Source organism: Nakamurella sp. GG22, from assembly GCF_052976845.2.
The window spans coordinates 139964-158129 of sequence record NZ_JBRIIO020000012.1 but is presented as its reverse complement, the minus strand read 5'-3'; the positions used below and the strand labels follow the sequence as shown (position 1 = coordinate 158129).

At 69.1% G+C, this 18166-nt stretch carries 12 protein-coding genes; 8 read left to right on the top strand and 4 right to left on the bottom strand.

From position 1 onward, the window contains the following. Positions 1-25 precede the first annotated feature (25 nt). The gene (locus ACVBEQ_RS14045) at positions 26-2542 is read right to left on the bottom strand and encodes a PAS domain S-box protein (protein ID WP_447153921.1); all 2517 of its coding nucleotides are present in this window, start codon (positions 2540-2542) and stop codon (positions 26-28) included. A 183-nt stretch (positions 2543-2725) separates the two neighbouring features. Between ACVBEQ_RS14045 and ACVBEQ_RS14040 the strand changes: the two genes are divergently transcribed. The 3 genes from ACVBEQ_RS14040 to ACVBEQ_RS14030 are packed head-to-tail and all read left to right on the top strand — an operon-like array spanning position 2726 to position 5975. Next, entirely contained in the window at positions 2726-3904 is a 1179-nt protein-coding gene (locus ACVBEQ_RS14040; RefSeq protein ID WP_447153920.1) for a winged helix DNA-binding domain-containing protein, read from the top strand. A gap of 26 nt (positions 3905-3930) precedes the next feature. Then, positions 3931-5184 (top strand): cytochrome P450, encoded by a 1254-nt coding sequence (locus ACVBEQ_RS14035; protein WP_447153919.1) that lies wholly within the window; start codon positions 3931-3933, stop codon positions 5182-5184. Continuing rightward, a complete protein-coding gene (locus ACVBEQ_RS14030) occupies positions 5181-5975 on the top strand; it encodes a YqjF family protein (protein WP_447153918.1) in 795 nt (264 codons plus the stop codon). The genes ACVBEQ_RS14035 and ACVBEQ_RS14030 overlap by 4 nt, the downstream gene beginning before the upstream one ends. A 137-nt stretch (positions 5976-6112) precedes the next feature. Here the strand turns inward: ACVBEQ_RS14030 and ACVBEQ_RS14025 are convergent, their stop codons facing one another. Further along, on the bottom strand, positions 6113-7552 hold the full coding sequence (locus ACVBEQ_RS14025; RefSeq protein WP_447153917.1) for an aminobutyraldehyde dehydrogenase: 1440 nt from the start codon (positions 7550-7552) through the stop codon (positions 6113-6115). 167 nt (positions 7553-7719) lie between these two features. After that, positions 7720-8646: a universal stress protein gene (locus ACVBEQ_RS14020; RefSeq protein ID WP_447153916.1), complete on the bottom strand. Its 927-nt coding sequence runs from the start codon at positions 8644-8646 to the stop codon at positions 7720-7722. Between the two features lie 127 nt (positions 8647-8773). Between ACVBEQ_RS14020 and ACVBEQ_RS14015 the strand changes: the two genes are divergently transcribed. Next, complete coding sequence (locus ACVBEQ_RS14015; RefSeq protein ID WP_447153915.1) at positions 8774-10342, top strand: APC family permease; 1569 nt, start codon at positions 8774-8776, stop codon at positions 10340-10342. A gap of 57 nt (positions 10343-10399) precedes the next feature. On the opposite strand, the gene ACVBEQ_RS14010 is transcribed toward ACVBEQ_RS14015, so the two are convergent. Next, a complete protein-coding gene (locus ACVBEQ_RS14010) occupies positions 10400-13036 on the bottom strand; it encodes a bifunctional acetate--CoA ligase family protein/GNAT family N-acetyltransferase (RefSeq protein WP_447153914.1) in 2637 nt (878 codons plus the stop codon). A 586-nt stretch (positions 13037-13622) separates the two neighbouring features. Here ACVBEQ_RS14010 and ACVBEQ_RS14005 point away from each other — a divergent pair. The 4 genes from ACVBEQ_RS14005 to ACVBEQ_RS13990 all read left to right on the top strand — a co-directional run bounded on the left by ACVBEQ_RS14005 (position 13623) and on the right by ACVBEQ_RS13990 (position 18018). After that, the gene (locus tag ACVBEQ_RS14005; RefSeq protein WP_447153913.1) at positions 13623-14687 is read left to right on the top strand and encodes a UDP-N-acetylmuramate dehydrogenase; all 1065 of its coding nucleotides are present in this window, start codon (positions 13623-13625) and stop codon (positions 14685-14687) included. 192 nt (positions 14688-14879) lie between these two features. After that, entirely contained in the window at positions 14880-16157 is a 1278-nt protein-coding gene (locus ACVBEQ_RS14000) for a L,D-transpeptidase (RefSeq protein ID WP_447153912.1), read from the top strand. A gap of 23 nt (positions 16158-16180) precedes the next feature. Beyond that, positions 16181-17524 carry a D-inositol-3-phosphate glycosyltransferase gene (gene mshA / locus ACVBEQ_RS13995; RefSeq protein ID WP_447153911.1) on the top strand — a complete coding sequence of 448 codons (1344 nt, stop codon included), beginning with the start codon at positions 16181-16183 and terminating at the stop codon, positions 17522-17524. Between the two features lie 8 nt (positions 17525-17532). After that, the gene (locus tag ACVBEQ_RS13990; protein WP_447153910.1) at positions 17533-18018 is read left to right on the top strand and encodes a type III secretion system chaperone family protein; all 486 of its coding nucleotides are present in this window, start codon (positions 17533-17535) and stop codon (positions 18016-18018) included. The last annotated feature ends 148 nt before the right edge of the window (positions 18019-18166 follow it).

Below are 18166 nucleotides of genomic sequence, written 5' to 3'. Positions count from 1 at the left end.
ATCGGCGCGCGCCGGGCGGACCGCGTCAGGTACTGACCCGGTTCCGGCCGTGCTTCTTCGCGTTGTAGAGCGCCGAGTCGGCGCGGCCGATGCACGACGTCAGCGCCTCGCCCGGGACCCAGGTGGTGTGGCCGATGGAGCAGCTGAGCCCGGAAGGCACGCTGAGCCGCACCCGATCGAGGATGGCCGCCGCCTCCGACTGGGTGCAGTCCGGGAGGGCGACGACGAACTCCTCACCACCCCACCGCGCGAAGACGTCCTGCTTCCGCAGGCAGCGGGCGGCGGCGTCGGCGAACTCGGCGAGCAGCGCGTCCCCCGCCACGTGCCCAAAGTGGTCGTTGAACGCCTTGAAGTGATCGAGATCGACGACGGCGACAGCCAGCGGCTCTCCGGTGAGCTGCGCCAGATCCATCAGGGTGTGCAGTTCGCGGTCCCAGGCACGTCGGTTCAGCGAGCCCGTCAACGGGTCGGTGTTCGCCGACCGCTCGAGTTCCCGATGCAGCCGGGCCGCCCGCAGAGAGGCACCCGCTTCGTCCGCGACGACCTCGACCACCCGCACCGCACGATCGCCGAGATCGTCGATGCGGTGCCGCCAGCCCACGACGATGACCGCCTCCACCCGCCCCTGGACGGTGACCGGCTGCCACAGTGCGCCGACCACCCGGTCGCATGTCATGAGCCCGGGATGGACGCGTGCATCGGCGGTGATGTCCGGGATGAAGACCCGCTCCCCCGATCGCCACACCTCAGCGGTCACCGAGGTCTCGCCGAGCGACAGGGAACGCCCGAGCAGGTCCCCGCCGTCGGCGGCCGTCACCAGCAGGCTGCCGTCGCCGGCCGCCTCGATCATCGACACCGAGTCGGCGCCCGACAGCGACCGGATCGTCGCCGCCACCAACGGTCGGGGGTCGTCACCGGACTGCACGCACTTGGCCACCGCCGCAACGGCGGCGAGATCGTTGCGGCTCTGCAGCAGTGCCAGCTCGGCGGTCTTGCGGGCCGTCGAGTCCTGCGCAACGCCGAGCACCCAACGACTTCCGGTCGGCCCGGCCATCGGCGCCCGATCCAGGCACAGCCAGCGGATTTCACCGTCGGTCCGCACGCACCGCAGTTCCTGGCGGGTCGGCCGACCGGTCCGGAGATGTTCGCGGCCCGCGGCGATGAAGTCCGCCCGGTCCTCGGGATGGACGAAGTCCACCGGTCTCGCTCCGATCAGCACAGCCGGTTCGACGCCCATCAGATCACCGAGCGCGTCGTTGACGTCCACCCAGCGGCCGTTCTCGTCGGCGATGCCCATCGGGGCCGGACTGTCCGAGAACACGGTGTGGAAGCGCTCTTCGGACGATCGCAGCGCCTCTTCCGCAGCGGCCGCTCCGGTCACGTCCCGCACCTCCACCAGCACCGCGGGTTCACCGTGATCGACGATTGCCGCCAAGCTGAACTCCACGGTCAGCTCGATCCCGCGAAAGGTCCGCATCGGTGAACGCCGCGAGAGGATCGGCGCGCCGCCGGCGATGACGGACGACAGTCCCGACGTGGCAGCCGTTCTCCGGTCCTCCCGCACGATGTCCAGGCACGTGCGGCCCAGCAGGGACTCGGCGTTATCGGCGTCGAGCAGGGCGACCAGTCTCGGGTTCACGTAACGGAACCGCGCCTGCCCGTCCAGCACTGCAACGGCGACCGGGGAGTGCTCGACCAGGGTCTGCCACCGCTGTTCGGCTTCGTGGTGCGCCTGACGTGCCGCGGCGAGGTCGGTGACGTCGACGGCAACACCTGCGACGGCGTAGGCCCTGCCTTGGTCGTCGAGCAGCGGGAACTTCGCCGACCGGTAAGTGTGGATGGCTCCGCCCGGCAGAGTCACTTCTTCCTCGAAGACCAGTTGCGTACCGGCCGTGGCGATGAGTTCGTCGTTCCGCCGGAACGCGGCCGCCTGGTCGGCGGGTAACAGGTCCGCGGCGGTCTTGCCGACGATGCCGGTGGGAAACTGCATCGCGCGTTCCGCGGCCGGGTTCACCACGATGAAACGGCCCGCGAGGTCCTTGGCGTAGACCACCGCATCGGTGTGCGCGAGTATCCCGTTGAGCACCCGTTGCGACTCCGCCGACCTGTCCCGGGTGGCGGTGCGGTCGGCGAGCCTGGAGGCCAGCAGGGCGTTGCGCCGCTGCAGGACGATGCGGTCGGCACCGATGCGGGCGAACGCGCGCAGATCGTCGAGGTTCTGCGCGGTGAGCACCGTCTGGGCGGTGCCGTGGACGGTCAGTGACCCGACGGCTTCGCCGTCCGTCGTGAGCAGCGGGACGTCGGCAACGGGTGCCCGGTCGGCAGGTGATTCATGGTGCGGCTGGTCGGGGTCGATCCTGTTGCTGTCGACCCGGCCGGTTCCGCGCTGGGGTGGGTGGCGGACGACGGTGCCGTCGGTCAGCCGGATCTCCGCCAGCGGGAGTCGCAGGTTTCGCGCGGCCAGACCGGCGAGCTCTTCGAGCATCGCGACATCGACCGCTGAATCGTGCTCGGCGGTCGGCCCGTTCGGACCATGCACCACGACACCCGTCCCCGCCGATGAGATCTTCTTGCAACCGCATCAACCTAGCTGACCTAGCGAAAAGCCGCCCTCCGATGACTGAGCGTGACAACACCCCTTCGCTGGTCGTCATCAGCCGCGGTCAATGTCGCTGATGGCCCAGGGAGTGTTCATGACGGCGGGGGGTGCTGGCAGGGTGAGCCGATGGTCCTGCACATGTCCGCCGACCAGCGCCGGGCCCGGTTGGGGGTGCGTCATGGGCTCGCCGCGCGCGTCACAGATCGGAGCCCCGCGGCGATCGCCGAGCGGGTGCTGGCGCTGCATGCCACCGATCCGGCGTCCGTTTATCTGTCGGTCGGCGCCCGGTCCGCCGATCTCGGCCCCGCGGAGGTTGCCGCGGCCCTGTACGACGATCGCACCCTGATCCGGATGCTCGGGATGCGCCGGACCATGTTCGTGGTGCCCACGTCCACCGCGCCGAGGGTCCAGTACGCGGCGAGCATCGCGGTGGCCGCGAGGTTGCGCGCCGCACTGGTGAAGGACCTCGGTGCGGTGGTCGAGGAACCGGACAGCTGGCTGGCTGACGTGGAGGACGCCGTCGTGCAGGTGCTCCGCGGAGCCGGTGGCGCGACCACCACCGCCCTCACCGCCGCCGAACCGCGCCTTCGGACGCAGCTCGTCTACGCGGAAGGAAAGCCCTACGGCGGTCCCGCCGCCATCAGCGGTCGGGTGCTGAACCTGCTCTCCGCGCAGGGTCGGATCGTCCGGGGACGATCCTCAGGGCCGTGGACCGGCAGCCGGTACGAATGGGCGCCGATCGAGCAGTGGCTTCCGGGCGGTTTCGTCCCGCTGCCGGTGGAGCACGCCCGCACCGCACTGGTCGCCGCCTGGTTGGCCCGATTCGGGCCGGCCAGCATCGCGGACATCGTCTGGTGGACCGGCTGGAACCAGGGTGATACCCGCCGTGCCCTGTCCGCGCTGGAGATCGAGCAGGTCGACCTGGACGGCGAGCCGGGCGTTGTCCTGGCGGCCGACACCGAGCCGCTCCCCGAGCCCGAGCCTTGGGTGGCACTGCTGCCCGCGCTCGATCCCACGCCGATGGGCTGGTCGGCGCGCGGGTGGTACCTGGATCCCGACCACCGGGCCGCGCTGTTCGACCGGACCGGCAACATCGGGCCGACCGTGTGGTCGAACGGGAGGGTGGTCGGCGGCTGGGCACAATGCCCCGACGGTCGGCTGGTCTGGCGGGTCCTGCAGGACGTCGGCGCGACCGCCCAGTCCGCGATCGCCGCCGAGGCAGCCCGCCTGCAGGCCTGGATCGGCGACGCACGGGTTGTCCCGAAGTTCAGGACGCCGCTCGAGCGGGAGCTGGTTTCCCCGTGACGCCGGCCACCGGGCACGATGGGCCGTTGGGCACAGGTCTGATGGGCACAGGTCTGATGGGCACGGTGGCCGTCGGCTCGCGGGTGGAGCAGCTGATGGCCGACCTCGTCTCCAGGGCCGGTCGCGACGACCCCTATCCGGTGTACGCGGCGCTCCGCGCGGAGGCGCCGATCGCCGTCGCCGGGGACGGCTCGCTGCTGCTCACCCGGTACCGGGACTGCTGGGCGGCGCTGCGGGACCCCGCGATCGGGCACGGCGATCCGGCGTCGCTGGAGACGGTCGGCGGTATCACCGGGTGGCGTAGTCACCTGTCGCTGTGGCAGTTCCAGACCAGCATGCTGGCCCTGGATCCGCCGTCGCACACCCGGCTGCGCAGGCTGGTCAGCGATGCGTTCACTCCGCGCCGGGTGGCGGCCCTGCGCGGCACGATCGAGACAACGACCGGTCGGCTGATGGACGAGCTGGCCGACGGAGCGGATTTCATCGCCGGGTTCGCATTCCCGTTGCCGATCGCCGTGATCGGCGAACTGCTCGGTGTCCCGGCAGTCGACCAACCACAGTTCCAGCACCTCGCGAAGGACTGGACCCAGGTGCTCGACGTCACCACGCCGCGGATCCTGGCCAGGGCCGACGCCGCGGCCGCCGAGATCCGGGAGTACCTCTCACAACTGGCCGACAAGCGACGCCGGGATCCACGCGACGACCTGTTGAGCGCGCTGATCGCCGGCGAGGGCGCCGACCGACTACAGGGCGACGAACTGCTCACGATGGCGGCGCTGCTGTTCGCCGCGGGATTCGAGACCGCGACCCACCTGCTCGGCAACGGTCTGGTTACGCTGCTCCGGCATCCGGTCGAGCTCGACCGGTGGCGCCGATCGACGGAGTTGGCCCCCTCGGCGGTCGACGAGCTGTTGCGGTACGACAGCCCCGTCCAGATCGCCCGACGAGTCGCCCTGCGCGACACCAGCATCGGCGGAACGGACGTCCCCGCGGGGCGGACGATCACCGTCTGCCTGGGCGCGGCCAACAGGGATCCGGAGCGCTATCCCGATCCCGACCGGCTCGACCTCGGGCGGTCCGACGGAGCGCCATTGTCATTCGGCGCGGGCGTCCATTACTGCCTGGGTGCGTCACTTGCCCGGCTGGAGGGTCAGGTGGCGTTCCCCGCCCTGATCGAGCGGTTCCCCGATCTCCGGATCGAGGGCAGGCTGCGTCACCGGGCAAGCATGACCGTGCGGGGCTATTCGCGGATCCCGGTCTCGCTGGGCGCTCCCGGATGACCGACCGGGAAGTGCTGTCCCGCAACGGTTCTGCCGTCACGGCATTCGACCCCGCCGCCCCACCGCCGAGCGGCCCACGCATCATGAGCCAGTTCTGGCAGAACCTAGCTTTCCTGCACTGGTTCGTCCCGCCGGCGACGGCCGAACCCATGATGCCCGAGGGCGCGCGACCGGATGTGGTGCTACAGGGGCGTTTCCAGGGGCTGACGCCGGTGGCGCTGGTTCCGTTCAGGATGGTCGGCGCCGGTTTCGGCAACCGGCCGGCAATCCCGTACTTCGGCACGTTCTGGGAAACCAATGTCCGGCTGTATTCGATCGACGCCACCGGCCGGCGCGGCGTCGTCTTCTGCAGCCTGGACGCATCCAGGCTGTCGGTCGTCCTCGGCGCGCGCCTCACACTGGGCCTGCCCTACCGGTTCTCACGCATGCGCGGCTATTCACGCGTGCGCGACGGGTGGTCCGAGTTCGGCTGGACCACGACGACACGTTGGCCGGGGCCGGCCGGGGTGAGCAGTCGGGTGGTCGTCAGGGTCGGCGATCCGCTGCCCGCCGACGACGACCTCGCCCAGTTCCTCACCGCACGCTGGGGGCTGCACACCGCGGCGTTCGGCCGAGCGCTGTATGTGCCCAATCACCATGCGCCGTGGAATCTTTCCGCGGCGGAGGTGTTGTTGCTCGACGACGGGCTGCTGGCGGCGGCCGGCTTCCCGACACTGGCCGAACGGCGCCCCGACCACGTGAGTTTCAGCGAGGGGGTCCGGACGACGTTCGGGCTCCCACGACTGCACTGATGTGCAGGCTCTGCCGAAACTGATGGGCAGGCTCTGTCGAACCGCAGTCAGGGCCGCCCAGAGCGACGCCGCCACACCCCTCGGGACTGTGGCGGCGTCGGGTCTTGCCCCTGGTGCGGCCTTCGGATCGTCCTCGATCAGCCGCTGAAACCGTGGTAGTGCATCACGTGCTTGATTCGGGTGTAGTCCTCGAACCCGTACATCGACAAGTCTTTGCCGTAGCCGGATTTCTTGAATCCGCCGTGCGGCATCTCGGCGATGAGCGGGATGTGCGCGTTGATCCAGACGCAGCCGAAATCCATCTGGGCCGTCATCCGGGCGGCGGTGTCGACGTTGGACGTCCACACCGATGACGCGAGACCGTACTCGGTGCCGTTGGCGTACCCCAGCGCCTCTTCCTCGGTGATGAACTCCTGCACCGTGATCACCGGTCCGAAGACCTCCGTCTGGACGATCTCGTCGCTCTGCTGAACGCCCGCGACGACGGTCGGCTCGAAGTAGTAGCCCGGCCGGTCAAGGGTGTGACCGCCGGCGGTGATGTCCGCGGTTCCGGAGGCCCGGTCGACCAGTCCGGCAATGTGCGCGAGCTGGTTGGCATTGTTGATCGAGCCGTACAGCACGTCGGCGTCAGGTGACCCCGTCTTGGTTTCCTTCGCCGCCGCCGTCAGCGCCGCGACGAACTCCTTGTACACACCGGCCTGTGCGATGACCCTCGTTGCCGCGGTGCAGTCCTGCCCGCCGTTGAAGTAGCCGGCCGTCGAGATGCCTTCAACTGCAGCCTCGATATCGGCGTCGTTGAAGACGACCACAGGCGCCTTGCCGCCGAGCTCGAGGTGCGCGCGGGTGACGTTCTTCGCGGCTGCGGTCGCCACCGCGATCCCCGCGCCGGTCGACCCGGTGATCGACACCAGGGCCGGAGCGGGGTGGCCGGTCAGCGTCGCGCCGGTGTCCCGGTCGCCGCAGATGACGTTCACCACGCCAGGCGGGTAGAAGTCCTGCAGCGCCTTGGCCATCCACACCGAACTTGCCGGCGTCGTGTCGGACGGCTTGAGCACGACGGAACAGCCGGCGGCGAGCGCCGGCGCCAGCTTCCAGATGGCCATCATCATCGGGTAGTTCCACGGCGCCACCTGGCCGACGACGCCGACCGGTTCGCGGCGGATCGACGACGTGTGCCCGCGCATGTACTCGCCCGACGAGCGACCTTCCAGCACCCGGGCAGCGCCCGCGAAGAACCGCACCTGGTCCACCATCGGGCCGATCTCCTCCGACAGCGTCAGCGCAGTCGGCTTCCCGGTGTCCTGCACTTCGACCGCGACCAGCTCGTCGGCGTTGGCCTCGAGATGATCGGCGAACTTCAGCAGGGCGAGCTGCCGCTCCCCGGGCGTGGCCCACCGCCATGTCTTGTAGGCCTCGGTCGCCGCGGCGTACGCGCGGTCGACGTCGACCCGGCCGGAGAGCGGGGAGGTGGCGTACACGGCGCCCGTACTGGGATCGATGATGTCCATCGTGGCGCCGTCGGCCGCCGAAACCGACTCGCCGTTGACGATGTTCTCCAGCACGGTCTTGTCGCTCATTGCCTGTCGGCACCTTTCGTCGGTGGCTCGGTCGTCGGTGGCTCGGGTCGTCGGTTGCTCGGGTCGTCGGTTGCTCGGTCGTTCGGTCGTTTGGTCGTTTGGTCGGGATATTCGTTCGTTGATCGCCTCTGTGCTGATTCCTTGTTGGGACGATAAACCCGTTGGGGTCAGCCCGCTTCGGCCGCTGTGCTGTGCAGCACGCCGACCGGGCACTGGGCGTGGGAGAGCAGTTGCTGGCTCACCGAACCCATCACCAGACCGCGGAATCCACCCTTGCCGCGGGCGCCGAACGCGAGCAGCACGCTGCCCCTGGACTGCTCGACGAGCACGGCACCTGGCCGACCGTCGGCCTCCCAGAAGGAGACCGGTGTCTCCGGGTACTCCTGAGCCAGCAGCACGAGCGGGGCCCAGAAGGCGATGGCCGGTGATCCGACCGGCGCGTGCACCGGATCCACCCTGCTGATCGTCGACGCACCCCGCTTGTTGTGCACGGTGATGGCGGCGACCCCGCATCCGACGGCCGCCGCATGACGAAAAGCCAATGCGGCAGCGGCATTCGACTCGATCGACCCGTCGAACGCGACGACGACCTCGCCCGCGTGTGGCACCGGGCCCTCTGCGGCCGCATCGCCCGGCCGCCGGCCGTGCAGCACCACCACCGGGCACTTGGCGTACGGCACCACATGCAGGGTGGTCGAACCCACCAGCAGACCGGTGAAGCCGTCCCAGCCGCGCGAGCCGATCACCAGCAGGTCCGCGGTCTCCGAGGCCAGCAGCAGCGTTTCGACCGGCGGCTCCGGAAACGTCGCCCCCCGGACCTCGAGCTCCGGGTGCTGCTCCTTGATCTCGGCGACCGTCACCTGGACGGGTCCGCTCAGGCTGCCCTCGTTCGCGGAGACCACGACGTCGCCCTCGGCGTCGGGTCGTGCGAACAGCACCGTCAGCGGGAGACCGTAGAGCGCAGCGGTGTCAGCGGCCCACTCGAGGGCGAGATGGCTCGACGGCGATCCGTCGACTCCTGCGACGATCCCCCCGACGTCGGGCAGGACCCCGGACTGTGGCCCGCTCTGGACATCGGGGGAAGGATCAACCATCGTCGGTCACCATCACAATCCGTCGGCTCCGACATTCGTTTCGCCTGAGCTGCCAACTGTCGACGGCTAGTTTACTGTGAGCGACGGTGATTTTGACCACTTCTGCGAGCCTTTGCGAGGTTTCACGATGACGATCGAGGGCTCTTCGACCGGTTCCGGTGGCGTGGATCAACCTGGGCAACCCGGCGCCGCCGGGCACCCGCACCCGCAGGTCGAGAAGGGGCTCGCGGGAAACTCCGTCGGGTTGCTCGGTGGCACGGTCCTCGGTATCTCCTGTGTGGCACCCGCCTACACGTTGACGGCCACGATCGGTCTTGTCGCTGCGGTGGCCGGGGTCAAAATGCCGGTCATCTTCATCGCCGGATTCATTCCGATGTTGTTCGCTGCGTATGCGTATCGCGAATTCAACAAGGTGGACCCGGACTGCGGCACCTCATTCACCTGGACCACCAGGGCCTTCGGCCCCTACGTCGGCTGGCTGGGCGGCTGGGCCGCGATTCTGGCGACGATCATCGTGCTCGCGAACCTCGCGGGCATCGGTGTGCAGTTCTTCTACCAACTCCTGGGCAGCTTGTTCAGCAACCCGGACCTCGGGGCGCTCTGGGAGAACCGCGTCATTAACGTCCTCACCTGCCTGGCGTTCCTGCTGGTGGCCACGGCGATCGCCTACCGGGGCATCACGACGACGGAGAAGGTGCAGTTCGTCCTGGTGTTCTTCCAGCTGGGCGTCCTGGTGCTCTTCTCGATCATGGCGTTGGCAAAGTCGGGCAGCTCCGACACCGGACTGGCGTTCTCCTGGGATTGGTTCAACCCGTTCACCGGACTGTCCATGACCGCGCTGGTGGCCGGCCTTTCCGCATCGATCTTCTCGTTCTGGGGCTGGGACAGTGCCCTGACGGTCAACGAGGAGTCCAAGGACTCCGGCAAGACGCCCGGCCGTGCCGCGCTGCTCGCGGTGGTCTCGATCCTGCTGACCTACCTCCTGGTCTCCGTGTCGACGCTGATGTACGCCGGTGACGGAGCCGAGGGCCTCGGGCTGGGCAACGAGGAGATCTCCGACAACGTGTTCGGGGCGCTCGCCGAGCCGGTAATGGGCACGCCGTGGAACAACCTGCTGTTCCTCGCCGTGCTGGCGTCGTCCGCCGCGAGCCTGATGACGACCTTCCTGCCCACCACCCGGACGATGCTCGGGATGGCGTCCTACGGCGCACTGCCGAAGCGGTTCGCCAGCATCCACCCGAAGTACCTGACCCCCGGTTACGGAACCGTGGTCGCGGGAATTATCGCCGGGACGTTCTACGCGGTGCTGACCTTCGTCTCCGAGGCCGTGCTGTTCGACACCATCCTGTCGTTGGGCCTGATGATCTGCTTCTATTACGGGCTCACCGCGATCGGCTGTGTCTGGTACTTCCGGCACGAGCTGTTCACGAGCTTCTACAACTTCATCTTCAAATTCCTGTTCCCGTTCGTGGGCGGGCTGGGGCTGTGGTTCGTCTTCTTCGTGACGATCAAGGACAGCGCCGACCCGGAGTACTCGGGGTCGAGCATCTTCGGGGTGGGGACGGTCCTGGTGCTGGGGCTGGGGCTGATCCTGTCCGGGGTGGTCGTCATGCTGATCATCCGCGCGCGCCAGCCGGCCTTCTTCCGGGGCCAGACGCTCCGCCGGGACACCCCCTCGCTGATCATTCCGGAGTAGCCGTTGCTGGGGTGAGCGCACCTCCGGGCAGGTGCACCGGGTCCCGCTTGACCGTGTTCAGTGCAGTCGGCGGGTGGTGTCCGGCCGGGCAATAGCCGGACCGATGCGGCAGGTGGCGCTGGTCACGGCCAGGCCGGCCGGCCCGACCAGCACTGGACGCAATTCGAGTTCGGAGACCTCCGGTAGCTGGTCGGCCAGGGTGGAGAGCCGTAAAGCCAGGTCGATGAGGGGTTCATGGGCGACCAGCCGGGTGCCCCGGTAGCCGTCCAGCAACGCTGCGGCCCGCGGCGCCGAGATGAGCTCGGCGGCGGTGGCGGTGGTCAGTGGTACAGCCCGGTAGGCCCGGTCGTCGAGCAACTCGGTGGCCACGCCGCCGATCCCGAAGGACACCAGCACGCCGAACGAGGGGTCGGCGCTGATCGCGAAGACCGTTGACACGTCGGACCGGTCGCGCGGTGCCATCGCCTGGACGTCCAGCCAGGGGCCGGCGACCCCTGACAGCTCCTCGTAGGCAGCCGTCAGCTGGTCGGCGGTATTCAGGCCGAGCCGCACACCGGAGCGGTCCATCCGGTGCCGCAACGAATGGTCGAACGACTTGAGCATCACCGGGTAGCCGATTTCGGCGGCCCCGGTCACCGCTTCCGCCGCGCTGCCGATCGCCCGGTACGGCAGCAGCGAGATCCCGTAACTGTCCAGCAGTTCGGTGACCTCGTCGTCGGTCAGCGCCCGCGGCGGATCATCCGGGCCGCGCAGCCGGGTCATCAGCGCCCGGGCAGCGTCGATGTCGATCCCGGGCAGGTCCGGGACGGTGCCGGCCGGTCTGGTCAGCCACGAGCCGTACCGCACCGCGTGGGCCAGCGCGACCACCGCCCGCTCGGGGGTGCGGAAGGACGGCAGCGACCCGCGAGCAGGGTTGCCGTCGGCGGGCATCGGGAAGGTGGTGAGCACCGGAATGGTGGTCTGGCTGACCGCCGACCGCAGCGCAGCCGCGTGCGCCAGTCCGGTCGTCGCGACGACCGGCACGTACACCACCACCAGCGCGTCGACATCGGCCCGGGCCAGCGCGGCACGCACGGCCTCGGCAAGGTCCTCCGGGTTCACGCCCACTTCCAGGTCCAGGGGCCGGCCGTCGGTGACTCGCAGGTCGGCGTCCCGGCAGGCATCGACCGCCAGCATGCTCAGCGCGGTCGAGTTCCCGATGACGGCGACCCGGTCACCGACCGGCACCGGCTGAGTGGACAGCAGCTGGGCGACATCGAAGGCAGCGGCCAGCGTCTCGGTCCTGATCACCCCGGACTGTGCGAACAGGCTTGCCACCGCGGCCCCGGACATCGGGGCCGCGTTCGACCCGGTTGCGGGGGTCGGTGTGGCGTGCCGGCCGGACTTCACTGCGATGACCGGTTTGGTCCTGGCAAGCACCCGGGCCAACCGGGCGAACTTGCGGGGATTACCGAACGACTCCAGGTACAGCAGCACCACCTCGGTGCGGTCGTCGCCGTACCAGAACTGCAGCAGGTCGTTGCCAGACACATCGGCCCGGTTGCCGGCCGAGACGAACGTGGACAGGCCGAGCCCGCGGGCGGCGGCGTCGGCCAGGATGGCGATACCCAAGGCACCGGACTGGCAGAAGAACCCGACCCGACCCGACGGCGGGACCAGCGGGGCCAAGGTCGCATTCATCCGCACCGCCGGGTCGGTGTTGATCAGGCCCAGGCAGTTCGGGCCGAGGACCCGCATGCCCGCACCGCGGGCCAGCGCGACCAACCGCCGCTGTTCATCGGCGCCGACCGGTCCGGCGTCGGCGAAGCCCGCGGTGATCACCACCAGGCCGTGCACTCCCTTGGCCCGACACTGTTCGACCACCTCGGCGACGTGACGGGCCGGCACCGTCACCACGGCCAAGTCGACCGGATCGGGGATGTCGGCGACACAGGCGTATGCCCGGACACCCTGCACCGACCCGGCCGCCGGGTTGACCGGGAACACCGGCCCGGTGAAGCCACCGCGTAACAGGTTCTCCAGCACGACGTGACCCAGTTTGGTCGGCTCCCGGGAGGCTCCGATGACCGCGATCGAGCGTGGTGAGAGCAGCCGGGCGATCGACCGGGCCTCCGCCCGGTGTTCCCGGGCGGTCATCACCGCCCGGGACTTCTCGGTCGGCTCGATGTCGAACACCAGGTCGACCACGCCGGAGTTGTTCTGCTCGTGGATCGTGTACCCGGCGTCCACGAGCACCCCCAGCATCGTGGTGTTCTGGCCGAGCACCTCGGCGGTGAAACGGTGGATCCCGCGTTCCTGGGCGGCCGCGGCCAGGTGCTCCAGCAGGATCGACCCCAGCCCCCGGCCGTGCTGCGAGTCCTCTACCAGAAACGCGATCTCGGCTGAGTCGGTGTCACCGACCGGGGAGCGATGGTAGGTCCCCGCAGCGATCATCTGCCCGCCCACCACGGCGACCAACCCGACTCTGGAGTCGTAGTCAACGTCGGTGAAGATCGCGACCTTCTGCTCGGAGACCGTACTGACCGGCGAGAAGTACCGCAGATACAACGTTTTCGCGCTGGACCGGGCGTGCATGGCGCGGATCGCGTCTTCGTCGCCCGGACCGCTGGGCCGCAGGTGCGCGACACCGCCGTCGGCGAGCAGCACGTCAGCCTCCCAATGCAGCGGGTACCCGGCGATCGGCGCCTCAACCACGAACGCTCCTCCTGACTTTCGACCCTGTCGACGGCCCTGGACTGCCCGTGCGGGCGTCAGCGTGCATCTCCCGGCGAAGTGCCATTTGTCGGGATCGTAGGCGTCCAGACAGTGCAGCGAGCAGATGACGCTGGGTGGCCTGGACAGTTCGGTCGACGCTCACGTCCAAGCTGATCAGCAACATGGCCTTCGTGCGTCGGCACCGCGTTGCCGGACACCGTCCCCAGATCAGGACCTGACAGGCAACCCATGCTGATCGGTGTCAAGCGGTGAGAGCTGCGCGGTGTTGCGAGGCGGTGTTTTTTCGTACTTGGTGCCTCGGGCCGTTCAGTCCAAGGCCAGGGCGGCGGTCACGGCGGCGTGGTCAGATGCGCCGAGCGCGGGTGTGGTGATCGTGGGGTACAGCAACACATAGTCAATCTTGTCCTTCTCGTTCCCGCTGCCGTGGCGCGAGAGGGCGGGTTGTGCGACGTAGCGGTTCAGTGAACGGTGTTGGGGCCGGGCGGGGCGACCGCGCGCTGGGGGAGGCGTGGTGTAGCCCGAACGGCCATCCCGCTTCGTCCTGGCCGCTCCGTACCCTGTGCTGGTGCCGAATCCCGTTCGCCTGTCCGACCTGACCACGCTGCGGCTGGGTGGGCCGGCGCCCGACCTTCGCAGGGCCGAGACGGCGGCCGAGGTCGCGGAGGCTGTCGGTGGCGCGGACCGGGTGGGCTCGGGAGTGCTGGTCCTCGGCGGTGGTTCCAACCTGGTGGTCGCCGATGACGGCATCGACATCCCGGTCGTCAAGGTCGCGATCCCCGGCATCACCGTCCGCAACGAGCCGGACGGCGGTGCCCTGGTGACCGTCGGCGCCGGCGAGGACTGGGACGGCGTCGTCGCCGAGCTGACGGTGCAAGGGTTCGGGGAGCTCGCCCCGCTGTCCGGCATCCCGGGATCCACCGGAGCCACCCCGGTACAGAACGTCGGCGCGTACGGCACGGAGATCGCGGAGGTGCTGACGGCCGTCACCGTCTACGACCGGGCTACCGGAGACGTCACCGAAATCCCCGCCGCCGACCTGCACCTGAGCTACCGCAACTCCACGCTGCGCGGCACGAACCGCGCGGTCATCGTGGACATCACCATGCGGCTCACCCGGGCGCCGGTCGTCGTCCGTTACGGCGAACTGGCGCGAACCCTGGGCGTCGCGCCGGGGGAGTCGGCGTCGCCGGCAGCGGTGCGCGAGGCAGTCCTGGGGCTGCGGCGGAGCAAGGGCATGGTGCTCGACCCGGACGACCCCGACACCTACAGCGCCGGTTCGTTCTTCACCAACCCGATCCTCGACCCCACGGCCGCCGCGCTCGTCGACAAGCACATCCACGACAGGCTCGGCCCGGCCGCGAGTTACCCGTCGTACCCGGTCGCCGGCTCGGACGCGGTGAAACTGTCAGCTGCCTGGCTGATCGAGCGCGCCGGTTTCTCCAAGGGCCATCAGGGCCCCGGCGGGCGGGTCGCGTTGTCCGGCAAGCACACCCTTGCGCTGACCAACCGCGGCGGCAGCACCAGGGATCTGCTCGAGCTGGCGACAGAGATCAGGGACGGCGTGCGCGCCGCGTTCGGCGTCACGCTGCATCCTGAGCCGGTGCTCGTGGGAGTGTCGCTCAGCGACTGACGATGCGCCGCCCGGGTGGCCGGCCCGGCATGATCAGCACCTCGTCACGAGAACCTCACGTGATCGGCCTACGGTGGTCGGGTCGGAACACGACGCGGCACGCGTGCCGGAACACCGCTCGAGCACGACCAACAAGAACCCGCAGCAGTCCGGCGCCGGCAGGTGCGGGCGCGCTCAGGAAGGACCATCACGGTGCGACGCTCGCCCATCGGGGGACTGCGTGGCCGGATCGCCGCGGCAATCGCCCTTGCACTGTCTGTGCTGATGCTGATCGCCGGGTGTGCCGGCTCGCAGGGGGATGTCGTCGTCACGGTGACCTCGACAGCGGCCCCGGCGGTGACCGTCTCCGGTATCGACCAGTCGCAGGCCGCCGCCAGCAGTTCCCCTGCACTGTCCAGTCAGGTCAGGGTGGCCTCGAAGCCGAAGTTCGGCTCGAAGGACGTCGCTCCCAACGACCCTGTCACCGTCACCGTCTTCTCGGCCACCATCAAGGACATCTCGGTGACCGCCGACGACGGGGTCGAGGTCGAAGGGAAGATCTCCGACGACAAGGCGACCTGGACGCTCGCGCAGCGACTGGCCTACAACACGAAGTACACCTTCAACGGCACCGCCGTCGACGCGGCTGGGCAGGAGTCGCCGATCAGCGGCTCGCTGACCACCGTCAAACCCAAGAAGACGATCCGGGCGTCGTTCCAGATTCCCAGCGGAACGACGGTGGGGGTGGCCGCCCCGGTGATCATCACGTTCGCCGAGCCGGTCGAGGACAAGGCCGCCGCCCAGGAGACCTTCAAGCTGACCACCAACAAGGGCGAGATCGAGGGCTCCTGGGGGTGGCTGCAGGACGAGGACATCCAGGGCACCGGCGTCGAGCAGTCGATCGTGCACTTCCGGCCGGCCGAGTACTGGCCCGCCAACACCAAGGTGCACGTCGAGGCGGACCTTGCCGGGGTGAAGCTGGGCGCCGACGCCTGGGGCCGGGAGGACATCGTCACCGACTTCAAGGTGGGCCGGTCGCAGATCGTGAAGGCCGACGTCAAGAGCTTCCGCATGGTCGTCCTGGTCGACGGGAAGGTGACCAAGAACTACCCGGTGTCCTACGGCAAGGAGTCGGTGCCCGGCCGGAACACGGTGAGCGGCATCCATGTCGTGACCGAGAAATTTCCCGAGTTCGAGATGTGCAACCCGCAGTTCGACTACTGCAACGTCAAGGAGAAGTGGGCCGTCCGGATCAACAACAACGGCGAGTTCATCCATGAGAACCCCTTGACCACACCGTTCCTCGGTAAGGCAAATGTCTCGCACGGGTGCGTCAACATGGGTGTCGGGGATGCGGAGGACTACTACAAGTCGGCGATGTACGGAGATCCGGTCGAAGTGACCAATACCGGCACGCCGATGACGGAGGCGGACTACATCTACGACTGGATCTACTCCTACGACGAATGGCAGATGCTGTCCGCGCTGTAGCCGCGCGTATCTTTGCGGTGATCATGGGGACACAGTGGGCGGACGCGCGCGCGTCGAACGGGAAGGTGCCGGAACGCATCCGGCGCCTCGCCGCCATCTCGCTGCACACGTCCCCGTTGGCGCAGCCCGGCACCGGTGACGCCGGCGGAATGAACGTCTACGTCGACCAGACCGCACGCCGGCTCGCGGCCAGGGGTGTCGAGGTGGAGATCTTCACCAGGGCGACGTCATCGGATCAGCCGCCGGTCGCCGAGCTGGTTCCCGGAGTGCTGGTCAGGCACATCGTCGCCGGGCCGTTCGAGGGCCTGGAGAAGGAGGAATTGCCCGGCCAGCTCTGCTCCTTCGCGGCAGGGGTGATGCGGGCAGAGGCGCGGAGCGCGCCGGGGCATTACGACGTCGTCCACTCCCACTACTGGCTCTCCGGCCAGGTCGGCTACCTCGCGCGCGACCGGTGGGGTGTGCCGCTGGTGCACACCGCCCACACACTGGCCAAGGTCAAGAACGCAGCACTGGCGCAGGACGACGACCCGGAACCGCGCGGTCGGCTGATCGGCGAGGAGCAGGTGGTCGCCGAGGCCGACCGGTTGATCGCGAACACCGACGCCGAGAAGAACGAGCTGGTGACGCTCTACGGCGCGGACCCCGACCGCGTCGACGTGGTGCCGCCCGGTGTCGACACCGACGTGTTCAGCCCCGGCGACAAGGTGGCCGCGCGCCGGGCCACCGGTCTGGACCCGGATGAGCTGGTGATCGTGTTCGCCGGGCGCATCCAGCCGCTGAAGGGCCCGGACGTGGTGGTCAAGGCCGTCGAACGGCTGGTGGCGCTGTACCCGGACCGGCGGTGGCGTGCCGTGATCGTCGGCGGCGAATCGGGCACCGGCAGGCGTTCGGGACACCGGCTCGACGAGCTGGCCGCGCGGCTCGGCGTCGACGGCAATCTTGACTTCCGGCCCCCGATCCCGGCGGCGGGCCTGGTCGAGCTGTACCGGGCGGCCGACGTCGTCGCGGTGCCCAGCTACAACGAGTCGTTCGGACTGGTGGCCCTCGAAGCGCAGGCGTCGGGCACGCCGGTCGTTGCGGCGGCCGTCGGTGGCTTGACGGTGGCCGTCGCCGACGGGATCAGCGGTCTGCTGGTCGGCGATCATGATCCGCAGACCTGGGCCGACGCGATCGCGAGGGTTGTGCTCGATCCCGCCCGGCTCGCTGCGTTGTCCGCAGGCGCCCCGCTGCAGGCGGCCCGCTTCTCCTGGGAGGTCACGGTCGACGGCCTGCTCGACAGCTACCGGCGCGCGCTGCACGGAACCCGCGTCGACGGGACCCCGCTGGCGATCGCCGACCCGCGACTGCTCCGCACGGTGCAGGGCTGACGGCGGCTGTGACCGCAGACGAACTGGGTGCGGCGCTGGAGGCGCTGGGCGTCCCGGTGACCAGGGACTCCGCCGACGCCTTCCTCGTCACGCTCGCCGGGGAACGCCGGCACCGGACGCTGGTCTGGCTCGTCGTCGGGGCCCATCACGTGCTGGTGGAGTCGTTCGTCTGCCGGGCTCCCGACGAGAACGCCGAGGACGTCTACCGCTACCTGCTGCAGCGCAATGCGAAGCTACGGTCCGTCGCCTACGCGCTCGACATGGACGGCGACATCCACCTGGTCGGTCGGTTGGATCGGCGAAGCCTGTCGGCGGAGGAGCTCGACACGGTGCTCGGCGTCGTCCTGCAGACGGCCGATGCCGACTTCAATCCGATCCTCGAGCGGGGCTTCGCCGGCGCGATCCGGCGGGAGTGGGCCTGGCGCACTTCCCGCGGCGAATCGGTCCGAAACCTCGCGGCTTTCCGGCATCTCGTCGCGGACGCGAGCAACTGAGCACGGCGAAAGACTCCTTCGGCGGAGTTCTGTAACCGTTGTGACGAAACGGTCGACTCCGCCGGGATGAACTTCACCCGTCCGGGAGAGAAAAACCCTTCCGGGGCAATGCTTCCCGGCACGTACAGTGACTACGATCAATATCACA

Bases quoted from the DNA above. Each gene is read 5' to 3' on its own strand.
- ACVBEQ_RS14030 (WP_447153918.1), top strand. From the start codon at position 5,181: ATGACCGACCGGGAAGTGCTGTCCCGCAACGGTTCTGCCGTCACGGCA.
- ACVBEQ_RS14020 (WP_447153916.1), bottom strand. From the start codon at position 8,646: ATGGTTGATCCTTCCCCCGATGTCCAGAGCGGGCCACAGTCCGGGGTC.
- ACVBEQ_RS14025 (WP_447153917.1), bottom strand. From the start codon at position 7,552: ATGAGCGACAAGACCGTGCTGGAGAACATCGTCAACGGCGAGTCGGTT.
- ACVBEQ_RS14040 (WP_447153920.1), top strand. From the start codon at position 2,726: ATGGTCCTGCACATGTCCGCCGACCAGCGCCGGGCCCGGTTGGGGGTG.
- ACVBEQ_RS14015 (WP_447153915.1), top strand. From the start codon at position 8,774: ATGACGATCGAGGGCTCTTCGACCGGTTCCGGTGGCGTGGATCAACCT.
- mshA (WP_447153911.1), top strand. From the start codon at position 16,181: ATGGGGACACAGTGGGCGGACGCGCGCGCGTCGAACGGGAAGGTGCCG.